Source organism: Flammeovirga sp. EKP202, assembly GCF_014534745.1.
Classification (GTDB): Bacteria; Bacteroidota; Bacteroidia; order Cytophagales; family Flammeovirgaceae; genus Flammeovirga.
This window is the reverse complement of sequence record NZ_JACVVP010000058.1, coordinates 22,673-47,749: the sequence shown is the minus strand read 5'-3', so window position 1 is coordinate 47,749 and position 25,077 is coordinate 22,673. Positions and strand designations below refer to the sequence as shown.

20 protein-coding genes are annotated in these 25,077 nt (G+C 35.2%); 19 read left to right on the top strand and 1 reads right to left on the bottom strand.

Annotated features, from left to right (window positions below):
* Positions 1-76: 76 nt before the first annotated feature.
* Positions 77-3,124 (bottom strand): putative LPS assembly protein LptD, encoded by a 3,048-nt coding sequence (locus IC221_RS24685; protein WP_223241479.1) that lies wholly within the window; start codon positions 3,122-3,124, stop codon positions 77-79.
* Between the two features lie 222 nt (positions 3,125-3,346).
* Here IC221_RS24685 and IC221_RS24680 point away from each other — a divergent pair, with 222 nt between their 5' ends.
* The 19 genes from IC221_RS24680 to IC221_RS24590 all read left to right on the top strand — a co-directional run bounded on the left by IC221_RS24680 (position 3,347) and on the right by IC221_RS24590 (position 24,974).
* Entirely contained in the window at positions 3,347-4,291 is a 945-nt protein-coding gene (locus IC221_RS24680) for an MlaD family protein (protein WP_188171506.1), read from the top strand.
* Positions 4,292-4,336: 45 nt separating this feature from the next.
* Positions 4,337-4,966 carry a hypothetical protein gene (locus IC221_RS24675; protein ID WP_188171505.1) on the top strand — a complete coding sequence of 210 codons (630 nt, stop codon included), beginning with the start codon at positions 4,337-4,339 and terminating at the stop codon, positions 4,964-4,966.
* Positions 4,967-5,110: 144 nt separating this feature from the next.
* Positions 5,111-5,533 (top strand): Fur family transcriptional regulator, encoded by a 423-nt coding sequence (locus IC221_RS24670; RefSeq protein ID WP_188171504.1) that lies wholly within the window; start codon positions 5,111-5,113, stop codon positions 5,531-5,533.
* A gap of 168 nt (positions 5,534-5,701) precedes the next feature.
* Positions 5,702-6,229: an RNA polymerase sigma factor gene (locus tag IC221_RS24665; protein ID WP_044209314.1), complete on the top strand. Its 528-nt coding sequence runs from the start codon at positions 5,702-5,704 to the stop codon at positions 6,227-6,229.
* A 12-nt stretch (positions 6,230-6,241) separates the two neighbouring features.
* A complete protein-coding gene (locus tag IC221_RS24660) occupies positions 6,242-7,021 on the top strand; it encodes a hypothetical protein (protein WP_188171503.1) in 780 nt (259 codons plus the stop codon).
* Positions 6,993-8,006, top strand: coding sequence for a DUF4097 family beta strand repeat-containing protein (locus IC221_RS24655; protein WP_188171502.1), 1,014 nt, complete (start codon positions 6,993-6,995; stop codon positions 8,004-8,006). Before IC221_RS24660 ends, IC221_RS24655 begins: the two co-directional genes overlap by 29 nt.
* A 314-nt stretch (positions 8,007-8,320) precedes the next feature.
* A complete protein-coding gene (locus tag IC221_RS24650; RefSeq protein WP_188171501.1) occupies positions 8,321-9,301 on the top strand; it encodes an outer membrane protein assembly factor BamD in 981 nt (326 codons plus the stop codon).
* Between the two features lie 190 nt (positions 9,302-9,491).
* Positions 9,492-11,789, top strand: a complete 2,298-nt coding sequence (locus tag IC221_RS24645; protein WP_188171500.1) for a peptidylprolyl isomerase — start codon at positions 9,492-9,494, stop codon at positions 11,787-11,789.
* A 147-nt stretch (positions 11,790-11,936) separates the two neighbouring features.
* On the top strand, positions 11,937-12,626 hold the full coding sequence (locus IC221_RS24640) for a response regulator transcription factor (protein ID WP_188171499.1): 690 nt from the start codon (positions 11,937-11,939) through the stop codon (positions 12,624-12,626).
* Between the two features lie 103 nt (positions 12,627-12,729).
* Entirely contained in the window at positions 12,730-13,797 is a 1,068-nt protein-coding gene (locus IC221_RS24635; RefSeq protein WP_188171498.1) for a cell wall metabolism sensor histidine kinase WalK, read from the top strand.
* Positions 13,778-14,494, top strand: coding sequence for an RluA family pseudouridine synthase (locus IC221_RS24630; protein ID WP_044209328.1), 717 nt, complete (start codon positions 13,778-13,780; stop codon positions 14,492-14,494). The genes IC221_RS24635 and IC221_RS24630 overlap by 20 nt, the downstream gene beginning before the upstream one ends.
* 1 nt (position 14,495) lies before the next feature.
* Positions 14,496-14,981, top strand: coding sequence for a PaaI family thioesterase (locus IC221_RS24625; RefSeq protein ID WP_188171497.1), 486 nt, complete (start codon positions 14,496-14,498; stop codon positions 14,979-14,981).
* Positions 14,982-14,999: 18 nt separating this feature from the next.
* Positions 15,000-15,641 (top strand): O-methyltransferase, encoded by a 642-nt coding sequence (locus IC221_RS24620; RefSeq protein WP_188171496.1) that lies wholly within the window; start codon positions 15,000-15,002, stop codon positions 15,639-15,641.
* Positions 15,642-15,877: 236 nt separating this feature from the next.
* Positions 15,878-17,902 carry a LysM peptidoglycan-binding domain-containing protein gene (locus tag IC221_RS24615; protein WP_188171495.1) on the top strand — a complete coding sequence of 675 codons (2,025 nt, stop codon included), beginning with the start codon at positions 15,878-15,880 and terminating at the stop codon, positions 17,900-17,902.
* A 219-nt stretch (positions 17,903-18,121) separates the two neighbouring features.
* Complete coding sequence (locus IC221_RS24610; protein ID WP_188171494.1) at positions 18,122-20,086, top strand: hypothetical protein; 1,965 nt, start codon at positions 18,122-18,124, stop codon at positions 20,084-20,086.
* Between the two features lie 229 nt (positions 20,087-20,315).
* On the top strand, positions 20,316-21,146 hold the full coding sequence (locus IC221_RS24605) for a hypothetical protein (protein ID WP_188171493.1): 831 nt from the start codon (positions 20,316-20,318) through the stop codon (positions 21,144-21,146).
* 236 nt (positions 21,147-21,382) lie between these two features.
* The gene (locus IC221_RS24600) at positions 21,383-22,447 is read left to right on the top strand and encodes a hypothetical protein (RefSeq protein WP_188171492.1); all 1,065 of its coding nucleotides are present in this window, start codon (positions 21,383-21,385) and stop codon (positions 22,445-22,447) included.
* Positions 22,448-22,694: 247 nt separating this feature from the next.
* Entirely contained in the window at positions 22,695-23,888 is a 1,194-nt protein-coding gene (locus tag IC221_RS24595) for a DegT/DnrJ/EryC1/StrS aminotransferase family protein (RefSeq protein WP_188171491.1), read from the top strand.
* 6 nt (positions 23,889-23,894) lie between these two features.
* Positions 23,895-24,974 carry an iron-containing alcohol dehydrogenase family protein gene (locus tag IC221_RS24590; protein ID WP_188171490.1) on the top strand — a complete coding sequence of 360 codons (1,080 nt, stop codon included), beginning with the start codon at positions 23,895-23,897 and terminating at the stop codon, positions 24,972-24,974.
* Positions 24,975-25,077: the final 103 nt, after the last annotated feature.

Below are 25,077 nucleotides of genomic sequence, written 5' to 3'. Positions count from 1 at the left end.
TTTCATAGGAGAAAGATCGGCTTTCTGTCAAAGAAATGAAAATTCAAAATTTTAAAAGAGCGATAGCTCAGTTATTTTATTGGAATCTGTCGTTACGGTCAATCCATGAGTTACGTCTCTCCCATTTCAAATCTTGCAACATTGCGGCCTTCACTGCAATGGTGATATTATAAGATTGTCGAGGACCAAATGGAATCCAGTTCGCAGTAAGTTGCCAACAGTGTAAGTCTCTTGTAATATCAAATGAAGTATAAGAGAAAGCACCTTCTTTAAAGTCATAACCCGAACGGAATGCAAATTTCCATTTTGGTGTTAGTGATACATCACCTGAGAAAGTAAACGTTTGTGTTACGGTCGGTTCTGCTTCACCTGTCTTATTATAATTTAGGTTATAGTTTAATGAAAGCGACCAAGGAATATCAAAATCTAGATAGAGATCAGGGTTTCTTTTCATCTGTTCCAGCATCTGACGTTCCATCTCATTTCTTGGCTGTAACTGATCCAACTTTTCTTCTTGTTTCTTCTTTGCTCCTCTTGGTGCTAATCGAGTACCCAATGAAACGGTAAGGTTACTTAAACTTGCCAACTGACCATCTGTATCCCAAAGAAGATGTTTTGATTTATATTGACTAGTTACTACTTCCTTCTTGAGTTCCTCGTCATAGGCTGTAGATACAATTTCGTATTTGTAAGGGTTCCAACGCGATTGTACTGAAACATCTACTTTCTTGAAAAGAGTGGTTCTAAAGCCAGCACTGATGTCAGACCAATTCAATGAATCTCGTTCGAAGTCGTAACCTGATGAAATTTGCAAGTTATTCAAGAGCATCGTTTTCTTTGCCTTTCCGGTTTCTTCGTCCTTTTTACCGGACTTCAATTCCAAGATGTTATTGATGGAGAAACTCAGGTTATTACTCCTACCCGACGAAGGTTTTCCGACTAAACCTCCTTCTGATCTAAACATTTCACGTCCGTTTGTATCCGTAGTAGAAGTTTGAACATTTTGGTAGTAATCAAATCGAGGATCACCAAAATCAGGTCTAAAACTCATCGAGACGTTAGGCTGAATAGTATGACGGATCACTGAACCACCTTTCATGTTATAAAACATAAACATGTTAGTGTTGAATCCTACTGCAGTACTGTACTCTTGATATCTTGTTAATTCGTTTGTTGTATCTACCAATACTGCATTTTCCTCTTCAATAAAAGTATAATCATACTTGAAAGGGTGCCAATATTCTTTGTAGCTGAAACTTGGTGAAAAAGTAAAATACTTTAGCACCTTCATTTGGGTAGAAACCGGTAAATCATGGGTAACACCCCATTTAAGATCATCGGAATAATCTCCAAAGTTGGTCAGTAAATCAGGGTATCTTCCCGATTCATCTGTACCATCTGAAATATCACCGTCATCACCAATCACATCAAAAGGCAATCTTCCTTGTCCTGGCTTGTTGGTTACCGAGCCAGACGCTCTCATATTATAAGTGAAACCAATCTCAGAAATAGCATTTGACTTCTTAAATAAAGATTTAAAAGGTCTTGTACGAGCTACGTTAAAACTTGCCTCTGGAGTGATAGAAGCCTCACCTGTCTGAACGTTTTGTTGATAACGTGTCTGTGCCGTTGTAGACATATTGACATTACCCACCGCAAAGTTATTACTATAACTAATAGATGAGTTCATTGAAGACTGTAAGAAGTCGTTCGGATTCAGAGAGTTATTTCTGTTATAATCTGAATTGGCAATATTAATGTTTGCAGAGAATCTTGAATTCTTTTTACTTTCTTGAGAGTGGGACCATTGAATTTGATAATCATTCCTTACCGTAATCGACCCATCATTTTCTTGGAAAAGGTTATTGACGAATGAGAACCTCGTGTTACCACTAAAGGCATACCTTTTACGATAGTTAGATGATACATTCAAACCCCAACCCCCTAAAGAGTAGGCTGTACCTAAAACAGTCAAGTTAAAGTAATCTGTCAGTGCCAAGAAAACACCACCTTCTCTTAGATAGAAACCTCTATCGGTAGATTCACCATAAGTAGGCATTACAAAACCTGAGGTATTATCTGAAGTAGCAGGGAAAAGTCCAAAGAAAAATCCCAATGGTAAAGGGGATTCATTCAATTCGACCAAGAAAGGCCCTGATACAATACTTTTTTCCGGTACTACTTTTAATTTTTTAGTTCTAAAACCAAAGTGAGGATGTTCCAAACGACATGTTGTGTATACGTTGTCTCCCATATACATCTCCGGTCCAGCAGTTTTTTTCACCACCTGCGAAGTAATGATACCATCACTTTCTTCTGTTACAATACCTTTAATGAGACCTTTTTCAGTTTCATAGTTATAGATCATTTCATTGGCATTGAATGTCTTCTCACCATCTTTAAAGATAGGTTTTTCAACGATCCTTCCAGTGGAATCTGGGATACCTTGTGCTCGAACAATATGGGTTACAAAGTTCATTTGTATATCTCCAGCATTCAGCTTTTGTTCACCAAATTCTACTTCGGCATTACCCACCATATACATGGTTTGGGTACGCATTACGAAATTTGAAGAGTCTGAGGTATAATCAACCGGTGATTCAAAAGCATCTTCCGTGGCGGCAATTGCATCATCTCCCTCCTTTTTCCACAGGTCTAGTGTTTCAATCATGTCCTCTTGAGGAAGATCATAATCACTATAGTTGAAAATCACTTCTTCAAGGTCGTCAAATACACCAGATGTCTTGGCTTCTTCCCAATCATCAGGGTCGGTCGATTTTAAGGCGGCGTCTAACTGATTGATTCGATCAACGATCTCCGGTTCTGCCAAATCTTCACGTACTTGTTGAAGTTCTCTATCTCCTCTAAATAGAACGGAATCCGCAAAAGCTTTCATTGCAATTGCATAATTGGATATAAGTTCATTTTTAGCACCAGCATTTAGCCTATTTAAAGTAACGGCTAATTGTCTAGCTGCCTGCCTACTTTTGGCAGTGTCATTATAAATTCTAAAATACGCTTCTTCTTCTTCCAAGTCGAAAGCATATTTGCTAGCCTTTGCTTCTGATGACATAAACATCATAAAAAATAAAGCTCCGGTTAGACCAAACAATAGGTTTTGCAAAAAATTAAGTATATCTATTTTTTTGAACAAAGTACGAATCATGTATCAGATGACATTATATGAAAGTCATATTTGACAAATTTAAGCTATTATTTCGAGTCTTCATTATCAAAAATGGAAAGAAATATAGAATAAATGATATTCTTTGATAAATTTGAGATGTCATAATTAAGCTGCAAGCTACATTAGAACAAATAAGATTTCAAATCAAATATTATAATTGTGTCCACAATCAAAGTTGAATTTTCACACGAAGTAAAAGTAGGTATTTTCGCAACTATCTCGGCCTTCGTGCTTTACTTCGGTTATAACTTCTTAAAAGGGATCGACATTTTTTCAAACCAAAATACTTTTTATGTCGAATACCCAAGTGCCGCAGACCTTCAAGTCTCTAATAATGTCACCATAAACGGCTACATAGTTGGAAGAGTCTCGAGCATGGAGCTATTACAAAACCAAAATAATATGGTAAGAGTGTCTTTAGATATCAATGAAGACATTAAAGTTTACAAAAATACTGTTGCCGTAATTGCTGACAAAGGTATGTTAGGTGACAAACAAATTATACTAAAAGGTAGTGGAGCTGGTGAACTCGCCACTCCTGAGAGTACAATTGCAGGTGATGTTGAAAATGGTATGGTGGCTTCTATTGTTGAAAAAATGGACCCACTTTTCGCCAACTTAGAGGCAACTCTTGATACAGCCAAGCAGATGATGTCTCAATTTAGAACAGCGGGCGTAACTGCTGATGCTACTTTAGCCTCTGCAAATTCTATTATGAAAAAAGTAGATAATGGAGGTTTGGACAAAACATTAGCCAACTTACAGGTCATGTCAAGCGAATTCGCATCTGCCTCTAAGCAATTAGAACCTATTTTAGTAAAAATGGATCACCTTGCTGATTCTTTAAATGATGCTCCTTTAGCTCAAACAGTAAAAGAGGCACAACAACTTTTAGCTTCAGCCAATAAAACCTTAGAAAACGTTAATAATCCAAACGGTACTGTAGGTGCTTTACTAACAGAAAGAGAACTTCATGATCAATTAGTCAAAACTATGGCTGATTTAGATTCTTTATTCATCGATTTCCAAGCACACCCAAAGAGATATGTACACTTCTCTGTTTTTGGAAAGAAAGACAAAGCACCTAAAGAAAAGAAAAAATAGATATACGTATTTTGTACTAACAAAAAATTAAACGACAATATATAAATGATTACAGGTAGTGAATTAATTACGCTCGTTAGAGACGCGGATTTCTTTAATGAAATGCAAGCACTTAAGAAAGACTTCTTAAAAGTGGACCCTGCATTTATGGACCTAAGTGATGATGATTTTATTTCGATCATCTTGATCACGCCATCCATTGGTATTGCATTAGCCAACGGCAGTGTAAGCCACTATGAGGAAATCACTTTAAGAAGAAAAGCTCGTAAGTTATCAAGAAGAAGTTTCTTCCAAAAGAACGATCCTCTTGCTCCTGCGTTGAAGTACCTTTCTTACAACTTCTCTGAGTGGGAAAATCGTTTCTACAAATTGATCAAAATCACAATGCACTCTTCTTTAAAAGAGAACAATGTTGTTTTGGAAACGCTTAAAAATCCAAGCTCATTAACAGGTGATCTTAAAAGAGATATTCTAAATGCTCCATTTATCTTTGTCAAGTTCATTTCTTTCTTATTTATGGAAGAAGATGATGACTTATTAAATGAGAGAGCAATCACAGAAGTAGAGCTAGAAAAAATCAAAGAAATTGGTACTGCATTAGAAATTGATAATGTGCCAATCTTTAATGCTTTCTGCGAATCATTCGTTGTTAGGTCAGGTTCTGTAATTGACTAAATTAAAGTTCTTGAACTAAAAAAACAGCCTTACTATCCTTCGAAAATGAAGAGTAGTAAGGCTTTTTTGTTATTTATATACATAAAATGAAAAAATTTCGAAATCTGAATATGTATTTCATACGCTATAAATTAATTTTGCAGTATGAGTACAGAAGCCATAGAAATATTAAACAACTACAAACTACGTAGAACAAACGGAAGGATAAGTATTATTGATATCTTCATGAACAGCAATGTTGCTTTGAGTGAAAATATCATTGAAGAGAAATTGATTGGCCTGTGCGATCGTGCGACTATTTACCGTACACTTAAAACATTTATTGATAAAGGAATTATACACCGAGTAATTGATGAGACTTCTATAGTAAAATATGCTATATGTAATACCGACCACTGCACAAGTACTGAACACAATCACGAGCACATACATTTTAAATGTCAAGTTTGTGGCGATACTGAATGCATGGATGACTTACCAATTGTTCCGGTAAAATTACCTGAAGGATATACTGCAAAGGAGACCAACTATTTGATTGTGGGTATTTGCAAAAATTGTAAAGAGTAATACTTAATTTGATTTTTACATTGATTTGCTCCTTTTCATCAACACTTACTTCATTTTTAATTTGTAATAAAATTTTAATCACTGCTTTAAAATAATTTGCTACTTTTTTAATTTCTCATGCAACCCTAGGTATCTTATGCTGTCTTTAAGGTAAACAAAGAAAAAATTATGACAGCGATAATAGAAAGATGCAAAGAGGGCGATAGAAAAGCTCAATTTGAACTCTATCAACAATATTCGAAAGCCATGTACAATATATGTGTTCGCATCATCAATAATCTTGAAGAGGCCGAAGACATACTACAAGAGGCATTTTTAAGTGCTTTTCGGAATCTTGATCAGTTCAAAGGTACTTCTTCATTTGGCTCATGGCTCAAAAGGATTGTAGTCAATCACTCCATTAATCACGTAAAAAAGAGACGTCTTGAACTTGTAGAAATGGAAGAAGGGCGCATTCCGGAGCAAATCGAAAATGATGGAGAACAGGATATTGATTTGATATTGAATATTGATAGAATTCGCGAGGCTATTCAACTCTTACCCGACGGTTATCGTATTGTTTTTTCTTTGTATTTGTTAGAAGGATATGACCATAAGGAAATATCACAAATCTTAAACATCAGTGAGTCTGCTTCCAAATCACAATACAGCAGAGCTAAAAAGAAACTGAAAGAAATTTTAAAAGTATCACTCTAAATTCTCTTAACGATGGATAAAATTGAAAAGTTCATCCTGGAAAACAGAGGAAAGTTAGATGTCTTAACACCCTCTGAAGGATGTGATCAAAGATTTAAAGAAATATTAAACGACAACCTTGAAAGAGAAGTTGTTCGTTCAAGATCCGATATAAAAGACTACCATGAACCTTCTGACGAAGTGTGGACAAGAATTGAAAAGGAGCTTTATGATGAACCTCTTCAAAAACACTTGATCGACGACGTCATTGAAAATTCATCCTTTGATAAGTTTGATGCTCCAAAAGGGCTTTGGGACAAAATTGAAAATGAATTGGATAAGGATGAGGAGGGCCAAAAAACTGCCACAAAGGAAGTAAAATTACAATTCAGTAAACAATGGCTTTCAATCGCTGCAATTTTGATCATTGGTGTCGGTATCGGATGGTTTGGCAACAGCAATTTTAATTCAGGTAAAAATACGATTAATGTTCAACCTCAAAACGAGGAATGGGAACAAGCTGAAGATTATTACATGACGCTTATTTCCAATAAAAAAACGCAAATCACTGCTTTAGATTTTGAAGACGTGAAGCTCTTGGATGATTTTAATGTACAATTAAAACATCTGCAAAAGAACTACAAAGCACTCAAAAAAGAAGCTTCTCAGAGTGCTGAACCAGCGATTGTCAGAAAACAAATGGTGATCAACCTTGAGCTTCAAATCGAGCTACTCAACAAACAAATGGAAATTATTATCAACTCTACTAAACCAAAGAGGAATCATGAAAACAAAAAGCAATATAATATATAGTACATTTTTTATTTTCTTCTTAACGATCTCATTAGGTTTTGCTCAGCACCCTAATTTAAAAGAGAAAATAACAACAGAGACCTTCAATAAAATAGACAAAACGTCTTTGATCAGTATCGAAAATAAGTTTGGAGATATTATTTTAGAAACTTCATCCAGTCAAAAAAATGTAGTGGTAGAAGCAAAAGTTCAAGCTTGGCATAGCTCTGAAAAAAAAGCAATTGAGCTGTTGGATGAGATTAGAATTGTCAACCAATCTTCTGGACATAATGTTAAATTTGAGACCATCGTCCCAAGTTCTACAAACATCAATAATAAGAAAGGGTTTAAAATCATCTATACCATCACTGCCCCTCAAGATATTAATATTGACTTCCACAACAAATATGGTTCAATTACTACTGAGTCTATTGACGGCACATCTGTTCTTGAAGTAGCGTATGGTTCATTGAAGACAAAAGACTTGAATGGCCCTTCAAATGAGATAAAAATCAGTTATGGTAGTGGCGATATTGATTTCATTGAAAAAGGCGAAATTAGATCTAGATACCTTGGCAAATTAAATATTGGACAAGCGAATAAATTAGAGATTGACGACAAATACGGAAATATCACTATCGGTACAGCAGGATCAATCGAAGGAGAAAGTGCTTATTCAAATTTTGAAGTCAATACACTAAGAAATTCTCTTAATTACGAATCTGATTATGGTAGCATAAAAGTCAATGAGGTGGCAAGTTCATTTAAAGAAATCAACGCAGATGCCGCTTATGGATCCATCAAAATTGGTTTTGACGAAGATACTCCTTTCCAATTCAATGCAGAGACTCGATATGGTAGTTTTAAAAACAATGCTGAAGGAGTTGAAATCTACAAATCCATAGAACACAATACTTCATCTGAATACGAAGGTTATAGGATTAGAAAAGATTCAGGCAAAAAAATCTATGTCAAATCGGCTTACGGAAGTATCAAATTCAACTAAAACACTAAAATCAAAAAATATTTTTTTCACAAAGACCTCCTTTTGCACAAAAAGGGGGTCTTTGTTTTAGCAATTACCTAATGCAAATTAAGTGTACTTTTAAAATCAAGAGTGCATTACCTCACTTTTTTCATGCACTTATTTTTGACTAGGTACTTATTCTGTTATTTTTACGCTAAATTTTTATTGGATACAAAAAAATATGAATTGTGCCAAAATTTTAATTCTCCCTAAATCAATAGATTACAAACTTTTTAGAGACAAAGCCATGCTTTCCTTTTTATTTAAGGGTACACAAATCTAGTTTTGCAGTTATGTTAAGAAAGAAGATCATACTAGCTTGTGCAATTTTAGGTACATTTTCCTTCTCTTGTTCTAAGTTTTCGAAAATATCAAAAAGTAGAGACATCAACGAAAAATATGATGCTGCTCTAAATTATTACGATAATAAAGACTTCTATAAAGCTTCTGTTTTATTTGAAGACATTATGGGTGCATTTGTTGGTGCAGCCGAATATGAGAAAATTCAATTTTACTATGCTTATAGTCAATATGAGCAAAAGCAATATTTGATTGCTTCTCATCACTTCAAAAGTTTCTATGAAACGTATAACCGAAGCCCGTTTGCGGAAGAGGCTTTATTCATGAACGGTTACTCTTTATACAAAGATACGCCGGACTACAATTTGGATCAGTCAGGTACTGAAACTGCTATTGAAGAGTTACAGAACTTTATCAACAGATACCCAACAAGTCAATATGCAACTCAATGTAATGACTTGATTGATGAATTAAGAGCAAGGTTAGAATTGAAGGCTTTTGAAATTTCAAAGCAATATTCTCACTTGCGTTATTATAAAGCTGCCGCAATTGCTTATGATAACTTCATGAAAGATTTCCCAGACTCAGATTTCAAACCTGAGGTGATGTATAAGAAAATGGAAGCTGAATACGAATTAGCTAAAATTTCTGTTTTCGACAAACAACAAGAACGTTTTGAAGAGTCATTGAAAACGTACAAGAAGTTTGGTGCTAGATACTCAAATGCAAGTTCTTACGCTGATGCTACTAAGCTTAAAGTAAGCGTAGATAAGGAACTGAAAAAGCACATGCAAAAGAAAGAAGCTTGGGAAAAAGAGAAAGCCAAAATTGAAGCAGAAGCTGCTGCTGGTAAAATTTCTCAAGCAGAAGCCAAGAAATTGGAAGAACAAGGACCGAAAGAGTCTAAGAGAGAAAAGCGAAAGAGATCTAAGAATTTAGAACAAACGCAAGAAGCAGAAAGAGGAGATAAATAAATCAAATCCTTACAGAGAAGCCACCTAAATCAATTGGGTGGCTTTTTTCGTTTGAATTTTTCAGAGAAAAGAGACATATTTAAGTTCATAAACAAACTTTCTCAAGTAGTAATACATTGAACACACAACCGGCGGTTTAAATCGTCCTTCACTTTCCTACTACTTTTGTTGGAATTTTTTTAATCAAGTTATGTTAAAATACACATTAAATTTTTTCTTATTAATTACAACTTCCCTATCATTTTTCAGTTGTGCAAATTCACCATTTGGGAAGAAATCAAACTTAACCAAAGAAGAAAAAATCATCAGCATTGATGGCGAAAATATATCAAAAGAAAACTTTGTCTATCTCTACGAGAAAAACTATATCAATGACAGTACCTATTATTCTCAAGAAAGCGTAGACAACTACCTTGATCTTTTCATCAAGTTCAAACTAAAAGTAGCAGAAGCTGTTGCTTTAGGCTATGATACACTTCCTGATTTCCAATCAGAATACAAGATGTATTTACATCAGCTCGAAGAACCGTACCTGACCGAATCTGTATTTAATGACAGTTTAGTAAAGCAAGCTTACGAAAGACAAAAAATTGAGGTCAATGCCTCCCACCTTTTAATAAAATTAGAAGAAGATGCGTCTCCAGAAGATACTTTGGCAGCTTACAACAAGATTTTATCCATCAAAAAAGAACTTCAAGAAGGAAAGGATTTTGAAGAGTTGGCTTTTCAATATTCTGAAGATCCTTCTGCAAAAAGAAATAAAGGCAACTTAGGTTATTTTACTTCTTTACAAATGGTCTACCCTTTTGAAGAGGCTGCTTTCAATACAGAAATTGATAGTGTTTCTGACCTAATCAAAACACGCTTTGGATACCATCTATTAAAAGTAAATGATAAGAGAGAACGTTTTGGAAATCTCCAAGTTCAACATATCATGATCAACAGTGGTCCAAGAGATACAAAGGAGAAACAGGAAATTGCAAAACAAAAAGTATTTAGCATTTATGACAGCCTACAAAATGGTGGAGATTGGAATGCATTGTGTGCCAATTTCTCAGACGACAAAAGGTCATCACAAAACAATGGTATTCTTCCTCCTGTAAATGAAGTACGCTTCCCTCCTCAGTTCTTAGAAGGTGTGAGTTCTTTGCAGAAAGTTGGAGAAATTGCTCAGCCAGTGAAAACTGATTTTGGATGGCATATTATCCGTTTATACAAAAAAGAACCTGTTGCCCCTTATGAAACAATGTACCCTGGCTTGGTGACAAAAGTAAAAAGAGATAGTAGATCACAAACCAGCAGAAAAGATTTTATTAAGAAACTGAAAAAAGACAATAGCTACACTGTTATTGACGAAAATAAAACACTTGCTTATTCTTTAGTAGACAGTAGTTATTTAACGAATGAGTGGAAAAAATCGGAAGAGATTGACATTAAAACCTTAAAGAAGAAAGTTTTCACACTTAAAGGAAAAGATATTACCGTCAATGATTTCTTAGATTACCTTGTTGAACATGAAAAGACTTCTAAAAATGATGATTTGGAAGAAGTTTTAGAGGATCACTTCAACAAATACTCTGAATTGGTATTGTTGGAAGTAGAAAAAGAAAATCTTCCTGAGAAATACCCAGAGTACAAGCATTTAGCACAAGAATACCAAGACGGTCTTTTATTGTTTAGAGTAATGGAAGATTGTGTATGGAACAAAGCGAGTCAAGATGCCGATGCTTTAGAGGCCTACTATGAGACTAACAAGGAAAACTACATGTGGGACACCAGAGCAGTGATGTCTATTTATAATACAGGAAGTAAGCAGTTAATGGCAGAAACCATTGAGATGTTAGATTCCAATTATTATCAAGTGTATCCTTCTGATGTTTCTACCATCACTTTCAAGAAAAACAGCTCGTACCTCTACAAAAGTAGACTTAGTGATATAAAGAAAAGTGCTGAAGCGTTGAAGCATGATAAATCTCTATTTGTACTCCTTAATGTAGAAGTGAATAAAGGGGAGTACAAATCAATGAAAAGTAAGCGCCTACAAAAAATCGTCAATCAATACGTTGCCAATGGCATTTCAGAAGACAGAATCAAATCTAACTTTGAAGAGGGTGCTGTTGGTGTAGTAGATGTGAAATACTACTCTACAAATACAGCTGATTTTGTACAACAAAAAAACAGCAACAACAACCTTTCAGTATCATTTAAAGAAGGTACTTTTGTCAAAGATGAAATTCCACACATGGATCACCTGAAATTGGAAAAAGGAAGATATACTTTTGAGGAGAACAATAGATTCTTCATTGTTGAAATTAAAGATATCTTAGCTCCAAGTGTAAAATCATTGGACGAGTGTAAAGGGAGCGTTATTGCCAATTATCAAGAATACCTTGAGAAAAACTGGGTAGAAGAGTTACATCACAAGCACAATGTCATGATTGATTCTATACAGTTAAATTCGCTCTATCAAAAAGAACAAAGCATATAATACTCATTCTTTGAATTTAATGTTAACAAACAGTAAATAGATTGCAAGTATATCCCTACGGATAACCTTATTTCTTTGAAGAATGAACTTTCCACTCTAAATTAGAGCTAAATTCAGATTATAAATTAACATCAATTTCAAATTAAAATGGCAGCAGATCTCGAAAGAAAAATTCTTGTGGTGGACGATGAGCCGGATATTGTAGAGATTTTAAGTTACAACTTACAAAAAGAAGGGTACAACGTGAAGACCGCTAACGACGGAAAGCAAGCGGTTGGTGTAGCCAAGGAGTTTCACCCTGAACTGATCATTTTAGATATTATGATGCCAGTGATGGATGGTGTGGAAGCGTGTAGACAGATCAAAGAGAATCCTGAATTAGCAGATGCTCATGTGATCTTCTTAACAGCACGTGCGGAGGAGTATTCAGAAGTAGCTGCATTTGATGTTGGTGCTGACGATTATATCGTGAAACCCGTAAAGCCAAGAGCTTTAATGAAGAGAATTGAGTCGATTTTCAAAAGAAAAAATAAATCTTCTTCTAAGAAAAAAGATGTCATCAATATTGATAAATTCTCTATCGACAAATCAAGCTATACATTATTCATCGACGGTGAAGCGAAAACTCTTCCTAAGAAAGAATTTGAATTGCTTTACTTCTTAGCAGAAAGCCCTAATAAAGTATTCAACAGAGATGACCTTTTGAGAAATATATGGGGTACTGATGTTTATGTATTAGCAAGGACTGTTGACGTTCACATCAGAAGAGTGAGAGAAAAAATTGGAGAAGGGTATATCAAGACTGTAAAAGGTGTTGGTTATAAATTTGAAATCTAGGAAAATCCATTTTCCGTATGATCCTACTCTAAATCAAACTTATAAATCAAAAAACCTCATTACCTTTCGTAGGTCATGAGGTTTTATTTTCCAACATCGTTTTATGTTTTTCAACGCCAGATCAGTTTCGTTATTACTAGCCCTTTGTATTGGAGGTATTACTGGTGCCTTTCTTTCCATTACAACAGGTATTGAACATACAGGTATTTTGGTGGGAATGCTCATTTCATTCTCCTCCTCTTTCCTACTGACCTATTTTGTATTGGAGTTCATCTTCTTTAAGGAGGTAGGCAATATCCATCGACAAATTCATGAGTTAAGAAACAAACAAATCTCTTCTTCTGACGCGTTTAATTTAATGCAGAAAGAAAAAAATCCTATTTCTGGCATTAAGTCACAGATTAAGAATTATGCTGAGATGAAGGAAGAGGAAATTGCTCAGTTGAAGCAAATGGAGGAATACAGAAAGGAATTCCTCGCTAACATTTCACACGAACTAAAAACACCAATTTTTGCTACCCAAGGTTTTATCCTAACCCTCTTAGATGGAGCAGTAGATGATAAAAAGGTAAGAGATCGTTTCCTTAAAAAAGCTGCAAAATCACTCAACTCATTAAACATTTTAGTAGAAGATCTTTTGACTGTTTCCAAGATAGAAGCTGGAGAGATTTCTATGGAATTTGAAGAGTTTGATCTGCAAGTGATGATCGTTGATGTATTAGAACAAGTAGAGCAAAAAGCAGAAAAGAAAAATATTCTTGTTACTTTAGAGGCTCCAAATGATGATCCTATCTATGTTGATGCTGATTACAACCGTCTAAAACAGGTGGTAATCAACTTAGTTGTTAACGGAATTAAGTATAATAACAAAAATGGATTTGTTAAAGTAATTTTGCAGGTCAATGAAGATACGGTTACTGTTCATGTAAAAGACAATGGTATTGGTATTCCAAAAGAAGACCAAAACAGACTCTTTGAAAGGTTCTACCGAGTTGAGAAAAGTAGAACGAAAAAACAAGGTGGATCTGGTTTGGGCTTAGCAATCTGCAAGCACATTTTGGAAAGACATGACACAGTTATCACATTGGAAAGTGAAGAAGAAAAAGGTTCAACTTTTTCATTCGATTTAAAGTTATCCAAAGAAGTAGACAATGAAGATTCCAAATTTTAAGAAGTGGATCATTTTTGAAAATGACAATTATATTTTAGTCAATAAACCTCCTTATATATCATCACTAGAAGATAGAGATAAAACGCTACCTACTGTTTACCAAGAAGCCAAAAAATATGGTGGAGACACTCAGTTGTGTCACCGTTTGGACAAAGAAACTTCAGGTGTAATGGCAATTGCTAAAAACCCTGAGGCTTATAGAAACCTTGCCATTCAGTTTGAAAAAAGAGAAGTAGAGAAAATCTATCACGCAGTGGTTGATGGTGTAGAAAACTTTGAAGGAAACATGATTGACAGAAATATTCTTGTTTCTGGTAGAGGGAATGTAAGAATTGATATTGAAGGCAAACCTTCTCAGACCATTGTTAAAACAGAGGAAATCTATAAATTTCATTCCTTAGTGGCTTGTAAACCACTAACAGGAAGAATGCACCAAATCCGTATACACCTAGCCTATATCGGATCTCCTATTATTTCAGATGAAGTATATGGCGGTGAAAAACCCTATTTATCTGTCATAAAAGGAAGAAAATTCAACTTAAAAAACAACACAGAAGAACAGCCTTTGATGTCTCGTGTAGCACTTCATGCTAGATCTTTAAAGTTTAAAGATGTGGATGGCACTGAAATTTCCATCGAGGCAGAATATCCAAAAGATATGAGAGCTGTTATTACTCAACTTAGAAAATATAAATAATATGATTTCTCCTTATTTTCAAGATCACATGGAAGGCAATGTTTGCTTTGGATGTGGGAAGAAAAATGATGATGGTTTACATATCAAAGGATACTGGGAAGGAGATGAAGCACATTGTATCTGGCAACCTGAAGAAAAATACCACGGATGGGCCAACCTTTTAAGTGGTGGTATTTTGTCGACCATCATAGATTGCCACTGTATGGGAACTGCCATGGCGTATGCTTATAAATCAGAAGGAAGAGCGTTAGATTCGAAACCTTGGTACAGATATGCGACAGGCACCATGAATATTAAATTCTTAAGGCCCACTCCTATTGCTGTTCCTGTAAAACTCATTGCAAGAGTAACGGAACAGAAAGGTAAAAAAGTGGTTATGAAGTGCGAAGCTTGGTCTGGCGACACCCTGACTGCTGAAGCAGATGTCATTGCAATTAGAGTTTACAACAGTGCAGATGCTCAAGGTGAAAATCCTTTTATTGATTAATCAATATCCCCTATTTTAATGCTAAACATCACTCACCCTGAGATTGATAAATATATTGAGGAGGTTTCTACGGATGAAAACCCTATTTTAAAGGAGTTAGATAGAGCCACTCATTTACAAGAAAATATGCCTCACATGGTATCAGGACATCCTCAAGGATTGTTCCTGACCATGTTAGCCAAAAGTATGAATGCCAAAAATGTACTTGAAATAGGCACATTTACAGGCTATGCAGCTATAGCATTGGCACAAGGGATGCCAAAAAATAGTCAACTACATACTATTGAAGTGGATGATGAAAAAGAAAATATCATCCGCGAATATATAGAAAAAGCCAATCTTGATCACATCATTCATCTACATATTGGAAAAGCACTCGAAATCATTCCTTCATTAGACGCCAACTTTGACATTGTGTTTATTGATGCTGATAAAATGAATAATGACGCTTATTACGAGCTTTGTCTCCCCCTAATTAGAGAAGGTGGTTTCTTGCTGATTGACAACGTATTATGGAAAGGAAAAGTCGTTGATGCATCTGCTAATGATAAAATGACAATGGCCATCAAGACTTTTAATGAAAAAGTTGCTTCTGATAAAAGGGTCCAAAGTTTCATTTTACCCCTTCGTGATGGTATTTTAATGGCTCAAAAATTGTAGATTTGTAAGAATATACTTATTTTTTAGTAAGAGTAATACAAAAAAATTATTTTTGCTCTAACGATTAAGTACTAGGATTAAAGAAAATGGGTGCATTAGATTGATTTTATCCTAATCAAAATAGTTTACAACCTACTACTACAAGGTATTCAAACCGAACTAAGGTAGATTAAAACTAATCTTTTCAATCCCTATGATGTTTATCTTATAACTTAAGGTGTAATTAATACCTCATTATGAAGAAAATATATACAGTTGGTTTCCTTTTGAGCGTGGGTGCAATGTTTAGCTCGTTTAATGGAATTACCTCTGAAATTAATACTAACGTTAACCCACAAAATGCCATTTATCAATCCCCGCTTCAGGAAGATAACCCTTATCCAATCATTACGAATGTTCATTCAAAAATAGTTAATGGTGAGGAAATTACTCTTGTTGACGCCAATGGCATCTCTGCTTTTATTGCTGGCAAAAATCAAAACTTGCTTTTAATTGCTACATCACTTAATGTAGATGTAAAAAAGATATACAAATACAATGACATGGACGCCTATGATGACTTGATGGAAGGCCATGTTTATTACCTTAAATCAAAAAAAGGCAAAGCAACTACTGCTACTCATACCACTATTGATGAGAAAAACTTATGGGAAGTTTCTCAAAAATATGGTATCAAGCTAAAAAGCTTAGCCAAGAAAAACAGAATGAAACCTGACGAACCTTTGGCAAGAGGTAGAGTTTTATTCTTACAAAAAACAAGACCTAAATCTGTACCTCCAAAGGTGATTGACATCCCTGAAGAAGTAAAAGAAGAGGTAACTGCAGATTCATCTTTGGTAGAAACAATAGCAGATCCTGCAACGGTCATCTCTATTGTAGCCAATGATAGCGTTCCTGCTTTAAACCCCAATTCTAAAACACATACAGTACAAGATGGTGAAAGTGTTTTCACAATTTCTAGAATGTACAATGTAACAATGTTAGACCTAAAAAATTGGAATAACATTGGTGACGACCTGTCTTTAGAAGAAGGGCAAGTATTGATTGTCGGGAAGGAAGAAGAAAAGGTAATCAAAGAAGAAGTAGTGGCAACTCCTGTAGAAACAAATGTAGCTACAGAACAACCTGCTATTGAAGAAAGTTCTTTTGAAATTATTCCTCCTGCTGATAACACAGCAGTAACAGTCACTCCGGCTGCAGCTGGCAATCAAGCCATCACAGTAGGAGAAGCGATTACTGTTGGTGCTGTAACTGTTGGAGCAGAGCAACCTGCTGTTGAACAGCCAGCTGTAGAACAACCCGCTTTTCAAGAGCCCGCTGCTAGTGAACAACCTACTGCTCCTGAAACCTATGTTGTGCAACAAGGAGAATTTTATTACGGAATTGCTCGTAAATTTGGTGTAACGCCTCAAAATCTTCAAGCTTGGAATAACAACAAAGCTTTAAAACCTGGTGATGAGATTTATGTTTCTAATCCATCAGCCGCTGGACCAGCAGCTTCTTCTGGTGTATATGCCGTAAGAGGTAATACTAATATTGATGCTGAAGGGCCTTATACAGGACAAATTATCGCTCACCCTACTCAAAGAGGTGAAACGGTCAAATCAATTGCTGCAACTTATGGATTGACAGAAAATGATATTTATACTCAGAACCGCGGACGTTTAAATCCTGGAGATCAACCAAAAAATGGTATGATGCTTCAAATTCCAATTGACAAAGCCAACGGTGCTCAAAGTAATTATAATCAAGTGGCAGCTGCGTCTACTCAACCTGCTGCAGAGAACTACAACGTTGCTGCCGCGGAAAAGCCATTGGAAGCTGCGAATGAGACTGTCATCAATACTACGGTAATTGCAGCTCAACCTACTACTACTGCTGCAACTACACCTGCTGTTACCGAAACAGTAGATACAAATGCTACAATGCATACAGTACAAAAAGGAGAAACGTTGTTTGCCATTTCAAGAAAATACAGTGTTTATCATAAAGACTTGATCAAGTGGAACAACTTACCTACAAGTGGGGCCATTAACGAAGGACAAACACTTCGCCTTACTGCTCCTGAAGAAAGCTTTGCTGAAGAGTCATTTACTGAAACGGCAAGCTCCCCAGGGATTGCAGAGTATCACGTAGTAGAAAAAGGTGATACACTGTTCTCTGTTTCTAGAAAATATGGTGTTACTGTTGGTTCAATCAAAGACTTGAACGGCATGACAACAAATGAAATAAAGATTGGTCAACGATTACAAGTAAAATAGAGTCATTAAACCTTTCATTGAATAGCCTTGGTAATGTTTTTTTACCAAGGCTATTTTTTTGTAACCTCTCCTACCCTAGTTCTCCACTTTTAGAATTGACGATAATGTGTAAATTCTTAATTTTTTTATACAAGTCATTCCTTCTTAAATCCAAGACCTTTGTAAGGTAATCAAATACATACGTTTCTATAATTTCAATCTAATTAAGAGATAACCGTTATGATGACCCTTTCAAAAAAACTTAGAAATCTATTTTTATTGCCTATTGTTAATTTGATAATGATAGGTTGTGAGCAACCTATCGATCCAGTGATTGATGATGTACAAAACACAAAATCAATACTGAATCAATATCAATGGTATTTAAACAATTTTGAAATCATTACGAAGAGCGATGATATTGCTCCGCCAATTTTATGGTCTGCACAAACTGATCTACTAAAACAAGGTAACTATGATTTAGAAGATATGGTTTACAACTCAGACGACATGAGATCTACAATCCATGAGTTTACTGTTGATAGAGATATTACAACTACAAATGCAGAATTAGATTTCCTTACAGATAGTATTGGTAGGTATTTTATCATTAATTCAAATAAAATTAGAATTACCAATTCTGCTATAAACCTTAACTATGAGTATAAATATGATGAGAATTTACAACATTTTACTTTGCATGTAAATGAAGAAATTGCTTCTTCTGTAATTCAAAGTGCTAACGACAAGTTACTAAAATATGCAGCGAACGGTACACCCGAAAAAATTGCAGGGTTAATTACCACATTACTTTATCACAATGAAACGATCCAAAGAATTATCAATGATGCCATTGTAGGTTGGATAGCAGGTAAAGGTGAGTTTATTGAGCACCTACCACCCGAAGAAACTGCCGATAAAATTGCAGATGAATTATTCAATTACCTTGAATCATTAGGGTTGGAAGAAAAACTTTCCGAGGCGATCCAAAAAGAGTTGGATAAAATCACAGATATTGATGCTGATGAAGTGACTCAAAAAATCAGTAATGAGATTGTAAGATTAGTTCATAATAGTTTAAGCAAAGAAAAAATCTATGACCTGATTTACCCTGAAATAGATCAGATCGTTGCTGCTCCTGAAGAGAGCTCTGAAAAAATCACTGGAGTTATTATGACACTCATTGGTAGCATCTTATCTGAAGACAATATCAATGCAATTTCAACTAAAATATGGACAGAGTTTACAACTTTGGATCAAGAAACAATTAATGATGTTTCCGATAAAATTACATCACTTTTAGAAGAGCAATGGATCAACGAAAACAGTTTCTACAGTTTATTATTTCCACTTGTTGAAAAAATTGAAGATACATCGATTTTAAAAATGGGAGACCTTGCCAAAGAGGCAACAGGAAAAATTGAGGATATCATTACGCTGATCAATACTACTTTTGATGGTATTGAAATAACTCCAGATTATGATGCAATGGAATCCACTTTGAAAACTGCTTTCATTGCCGCAAAACCAGTGATTTCATTGAATGGAGGTGCAGAAAAGACGACTCAAGAGGTCAGTGCATTGATCATCAATCAATTCTTAAATCATGATTTCATTCAAAATACCATTGCGAGTGGTATTACTTCACTTCAAGAAATTGATCATGAAAAAGCAGTTCCTGTTATCAATTCTTTAATAAGTAAAATTGGCGAGATTGCGTCTCCTGTGGTACATGATTTCATTGCCTCAAAACTGCTTCTCATCATCGAAGATACAGATGCAGAATATCTATCTTTCCAAATTGCAAAAGCTGTAAATGGAGCAATTACAGGAATAATAAGTGAAGAAAATGTTTATCAGTTCCTATATCCTGTTGTAGATGGGTTTGCTAACCTTAATACGAAATTAATTTCTGATAATATTGCCAATATGATCTTTGAATTAGATCTTATCAAAGACAATATTAATCATGAAAAGGTCAGTGGTTTGATCCAAGGTGTATTAGTAGAAATCCAAGAGACGGGGGTTGAAAACATCGTACAAGCATTAATCACACAAATTGCTCAAGGTGACTTATTTAAGGAGGTTATTACCGAAGATAGAGTTTCTCTTATTATTTCGCTTTACCTATACAATTCAGCCTACAAAGACATGAAGGTTGCGAATAATTTCACTTCAGCAACCATCACATTGGAACATAAATAAAGAAAAATAATATTAATAGTTTTTTAGTTTAAGCACACACAGCTTTAGCCTCGGTGGACTCCATCGGGGCTTTTTTTCATATAAAAAATGTTTGAAGTTGACCAGAATATATAAATCAATAAAGATTTCATGTAACTGAAACGATACTCAAACACTGATATTTGTAACATAATCAATCAAGGATAATCCTTTATAATTCATCCTAAGTATTTCAAATATTGCTAATCAAATGAAAAAATTTAATTACAAAATAAGAACAAAATTAAGGTTAATTTTTAGTGTAATCATGTTTGCATTGTTCGTAAGTGTAACCGTTTTTGCACAAGAAAAACAAAATGATGAGGATATCGCTAAGAAATTAGCAAACCCAGTAGCTAGCTTAATTAGTGCTCCATTCCAAAATAATATGGACTTTGGTATTGGAGAACATGATGGTGCGAGACATACCATGAACGTTCAGCCTGTGGTACCAATTAAATTAAGTGATGATATTAACCTTATCACACGTATGGTATTGCCAGTAGTACACCAAGACAATGTTACAGGATATGGAAATTCAGAATCTGGACTTGGTGATATGGTATTGAGTGGATTCTTCAGCCCAGCCAAAACAAAGAACGGATTGATATGGGGTATTGGTCCAGCCTTTTTAGTACCTTCAGCAACAAATAAAATGTTAGGTACTGGTAAATTTGGTTTAGGTCCAACATTCGTTGCTTTGAAACAACAAAATGCATTTACCTATGGTTTCCTTGTGAATCAGATATGGAGTGTAGCCGGTGATGTAGCTAGAGCTGACGTGAATGAGTTCTACTTCCAACCTTTTGCTACTTACAACTGGAAATCAGGTGCAGGTGCTTCTGCAATGATGGAATTAACTCAAAATTGGATGGACAATTCTACCACAATTTGGATCACTCCAAGTATTAGTGGAGTAGCATCATTAGGTAAACAGAAAGTACAGTTATCAGCAGGTCCAAGATTTAATGTCGCTGCCCCTGCGGCTCAAAAAGCAAAATATGGCTTTAGAGCATCGATTACGTTTATCTTCCCAGAATAGTAAATATTTTAATAACATAGTTGCAATACACACATCAAGTACCCTCCTAACAAGAGGGTACTTTTTTTTATTTAACCTCAAACTATCTATTTTGATTTTGATCAGAATGTATAAATCATCAACAATTTTATGTAACTCATTCGGCTCATAAAGCGGGATATTTGTAATGTGATCAATAAGGGAATTATCCTAATTGATTTAATCCAAACATTATTCAATCATCTCTGCTACGAAACATGGAAAAGAAAATTTTACAATTTGGTTTTTTAGTTTTTACACTATTCATACTTTCAAATAATTCATACGGACAAGGTTCTGTATCCAATCTTGCTATTGATGACATCTATCAAAATTATACTGATAGTTTGAAAAGAACAGAATATCCTTGGCATTACCCGATCATGGGATCAAAGCTTAGAAAAATGGGTTTTGACTTACCATTCCCAAATGGTTTAATGATCAACTATGCCTATTCAAAACAGGATCTAATGGTAAGTAACCTTAATGTAGGTTTAAATGCCAACAAGCTATTAAATGTTGATGGTTTTGCACGATTCAATAATGTAACACCACACGTTCAAGCTGTATCAGCAAGATATGATTTCTGGCTACTACCTTTCCTAGACTTGTATGCTATTGGCGGTTATATTAAATCTGATACTGAGGTTGGTTTAGGATTACCTTTCAATGCCAATTTCACTGCAAAAAGTGAAGGTCCATCCGTAGGTTGGGGTACTGTAGTTGCCGGTGGTTTTGGTCCCATTGTACTTTCAGCAGACTTTACGCAGGTATACACTTGGACAGGAAGTACTGATAAAGCTACAAAAACAAATGTAATCAATGCTAGAGTGGGCCATATGTTCCGTTGGAGAAAAAAGCCTTACAGAAACCTTGTTGCCCTTGTGGGTGTTCAATACCTAGGACTTAATAAATCAAGTGGTGGATCTGTAAATATTGAAAAATTAGTGGGTATCACACCAGAAGGAAAACAAAGAGTAAGTCAGAATTTAGATACTTGGTATGGACAATTAAACCCTACAGAACAACAGATTTTAGAGCCTATTTACCAAGGTGCTAGTAATTTATTAAACAGTCCTGATCCTATGACATTATATTATACTTTTGACAAGGCCTTATATTACCCTTGGAGTATGTCATTAGGAATCAATTACCAGCATAACAAAAGATATCAGTTTACTGCATTATACTCATTCCTTGGCAGTAGAAACCAAATTGTTTTTGGATTAAATTATAGATTTGGTTTTAAAGGAAAAAATGTATTGAAAGGAGTTACATTCTAATTCTATACTACATTAAATCTCAACGGGAGGTACTCAAAAGGGTATCTCCTTTTTTATTTTTACACCTCATAATCAGGCTCCTGATTATTAATTAACATTCATTTTTGACATGATGTCAATTTGAAGTGTTTTATCTCTGTAAAAGTCCAAAAATTTCATGTTTGATGAATATATCCAATCGTAAATTTTTGTACCTTTGCCGGACTATAGAAATAGAAAAAATTTAGTAAAATAATATTATATAATTATGCCAGGAACGGAATATTTTGGTGCTGAGGAAAGAAAAGAAGTAAATGACGTATTAGAGTCAGGAATGCTTTTCAGATACAATCACGATGACCAACGTAACGGTCATTGGAAAGCTCGTGAATTTGAGCAATTATTTGAAGAATATACTGGTGCTAAACACGCTCAAGCGGTATCAAGTGGTTCTGCTGCTGTAGCTTGTATGATGGCAGCTGCTGGTATTGGTCACGGTGATGAAGTGATCTGTACTCCTTTTACTTTCATTGCTCCTATTGAAGCAGTATTATTTGCTGGTGGTATTCCTGTATTTGCAGAAGTAGATGAAACGCTAAACTTAAGTGCTGCATCTATTGAGGCTGCAATTACACCAAGAACTAAAGCTGTTTTACTAATTCACATGTGTGGTGCTGCAGCTGATATGGACGGAATTCAGGCTGTTTGTAAAAAGCATAATATCAAACTATTAGAAGATGCTGGACAAGCTTTAGGTGCGTTCTACAAAGGAAAGCACGTAGGTTTATTCGGTGAAGCAGGTGCTGTTTCTTTTGACTTCTTTAAAATCACTACTGCCGGTGAAGGTGGTGTTTGCTTTACAAACGATAAAGATAAATATGAAATCATGGCACAGTTCTCTGACCATGGTCACTCACACGTTGGCGACAACAGAGGTATGGAGCCTCACCCAATGTTAGGATTCAACTACAGATTAGGTGAATTGAATGCAGCAGTAGCTGTAGCTCAAATGCGTAAATTGGAGATGATCCGTGCTAACAACAAGAAAAACAAAGCGATCTTAAAGGAAAGATTAAAGAATGAAGTACCTTTCATTACTTTCCGTTGCCTACCTGACGAAGAAGGTGATTCAGCTACTTTCTTAAACTTCTTTATGGAAACTCCTGAGTTAGCGGAGAAAGCTTCTAAAGAGGTACAAGGTTTAGCGTACTGGTACACTAACATGTATCACTTCATCAATCAGTGGGATCACTTAAAAGACATAAAATCTCCATACAAATTAGCTATTCACGACTACGAACACCGTCAAGATTGGCACAACCTTGAGCTTCCAAAGTCACAAAACATCATTGGTAGATTATTATCAATTGGTATCCGTGCGACTTGGACTGAAGAAGAGATCCATGCATTTGCAGATCAATTAGTAGCTCAATTAAAAAGTGTTGTTGAAGTAGTAGAATAATATATCATGCATAAGAATTTTAAAAACATAGATAAAATTGTTTACGGTAAAGGTGCGTTCAATCAAATTGACGATATTCTTGCTGCTAAACGTGATGAGAACGATAAATTTATGGTTTTCATCGTTGATAAATATTTCGAAGGTAAAGAGCTTGCTGATCGTATTCCTGCTCACGCAGAAGATATGGTTTTCTTTGAAGACATCGATCAATACGAGCCAACTACAGATCAAGTAGATAACCTTCGTGATAAAATTCTTGCAGAGAAAGGTGTTCCTGCTGGTATCATTGGTATTGGTGGCGGTTCTATCATGGACATCGCTAAAGCTTTATCATTGATGGTAACCAACGAAGGCTCTTCTCAATTGTACCAAGGATTAAACTTGGTGAAGAAAGCAGGCGTTTACCACATGGGTGTTCCTACAGTAGCGGGTACAGGTGCTGAATGTTCTATGACAGCAGTATTGACTGGCCCTGTAAAGAAATTAGGTTTGAAATGTGATTGGACTGTATTCAATCAAGCTGTTTTAGACCCTGAGTTATTAAGCACTGTAGATACGAACCAATGGTTCTATACAGGTATGGATTGCTACATCCACTGTATCGAAGCAGAAAGCGGTCTTTACTTTAATGCTTACTCAAAAGCTTATGGTGACCAAGCATTAGCACTTTGCCGTGAGGTATACTTGGGCGATAACGCTGGTCAAAACTTAGAAAATGATGAAAAACTAATGATCGCTTCTTTATTCGGTGGTCTTAGCTTAACATACTCTGAGGTAGGTGCATGTCACGCATTGTCTTATGGTTTATCAAAAATCTTAGGTACTAGACATGGTTATGCTAACTGTTTAGCATTCTATCACTTAGAAGAATTCTATGGTGATGCTGTGAACGAATTCAAGTCAATGATTGAAAAGCACAATGTGGATCTTCCTCAAGGACTTTCGAAAGAATGGTCTGAAGAAACAATTGATGCAATGGCTGAAGTTGCTTACAACCTTCCTCATATGTGGAACCACGCTATCGGTCTTGATTGGAAAGAGAAGTGGACAAAAGAGGATATCAAGAAATTATATAGAAGATTATAATCATCCATAATCTTTCACTTTCAAGGTAAGTCTGTATTTTGTTATAGGCTTACCTTTTTTATTTGTAATTAGGATTTACTGCACTATAAACGTCCATCAATTA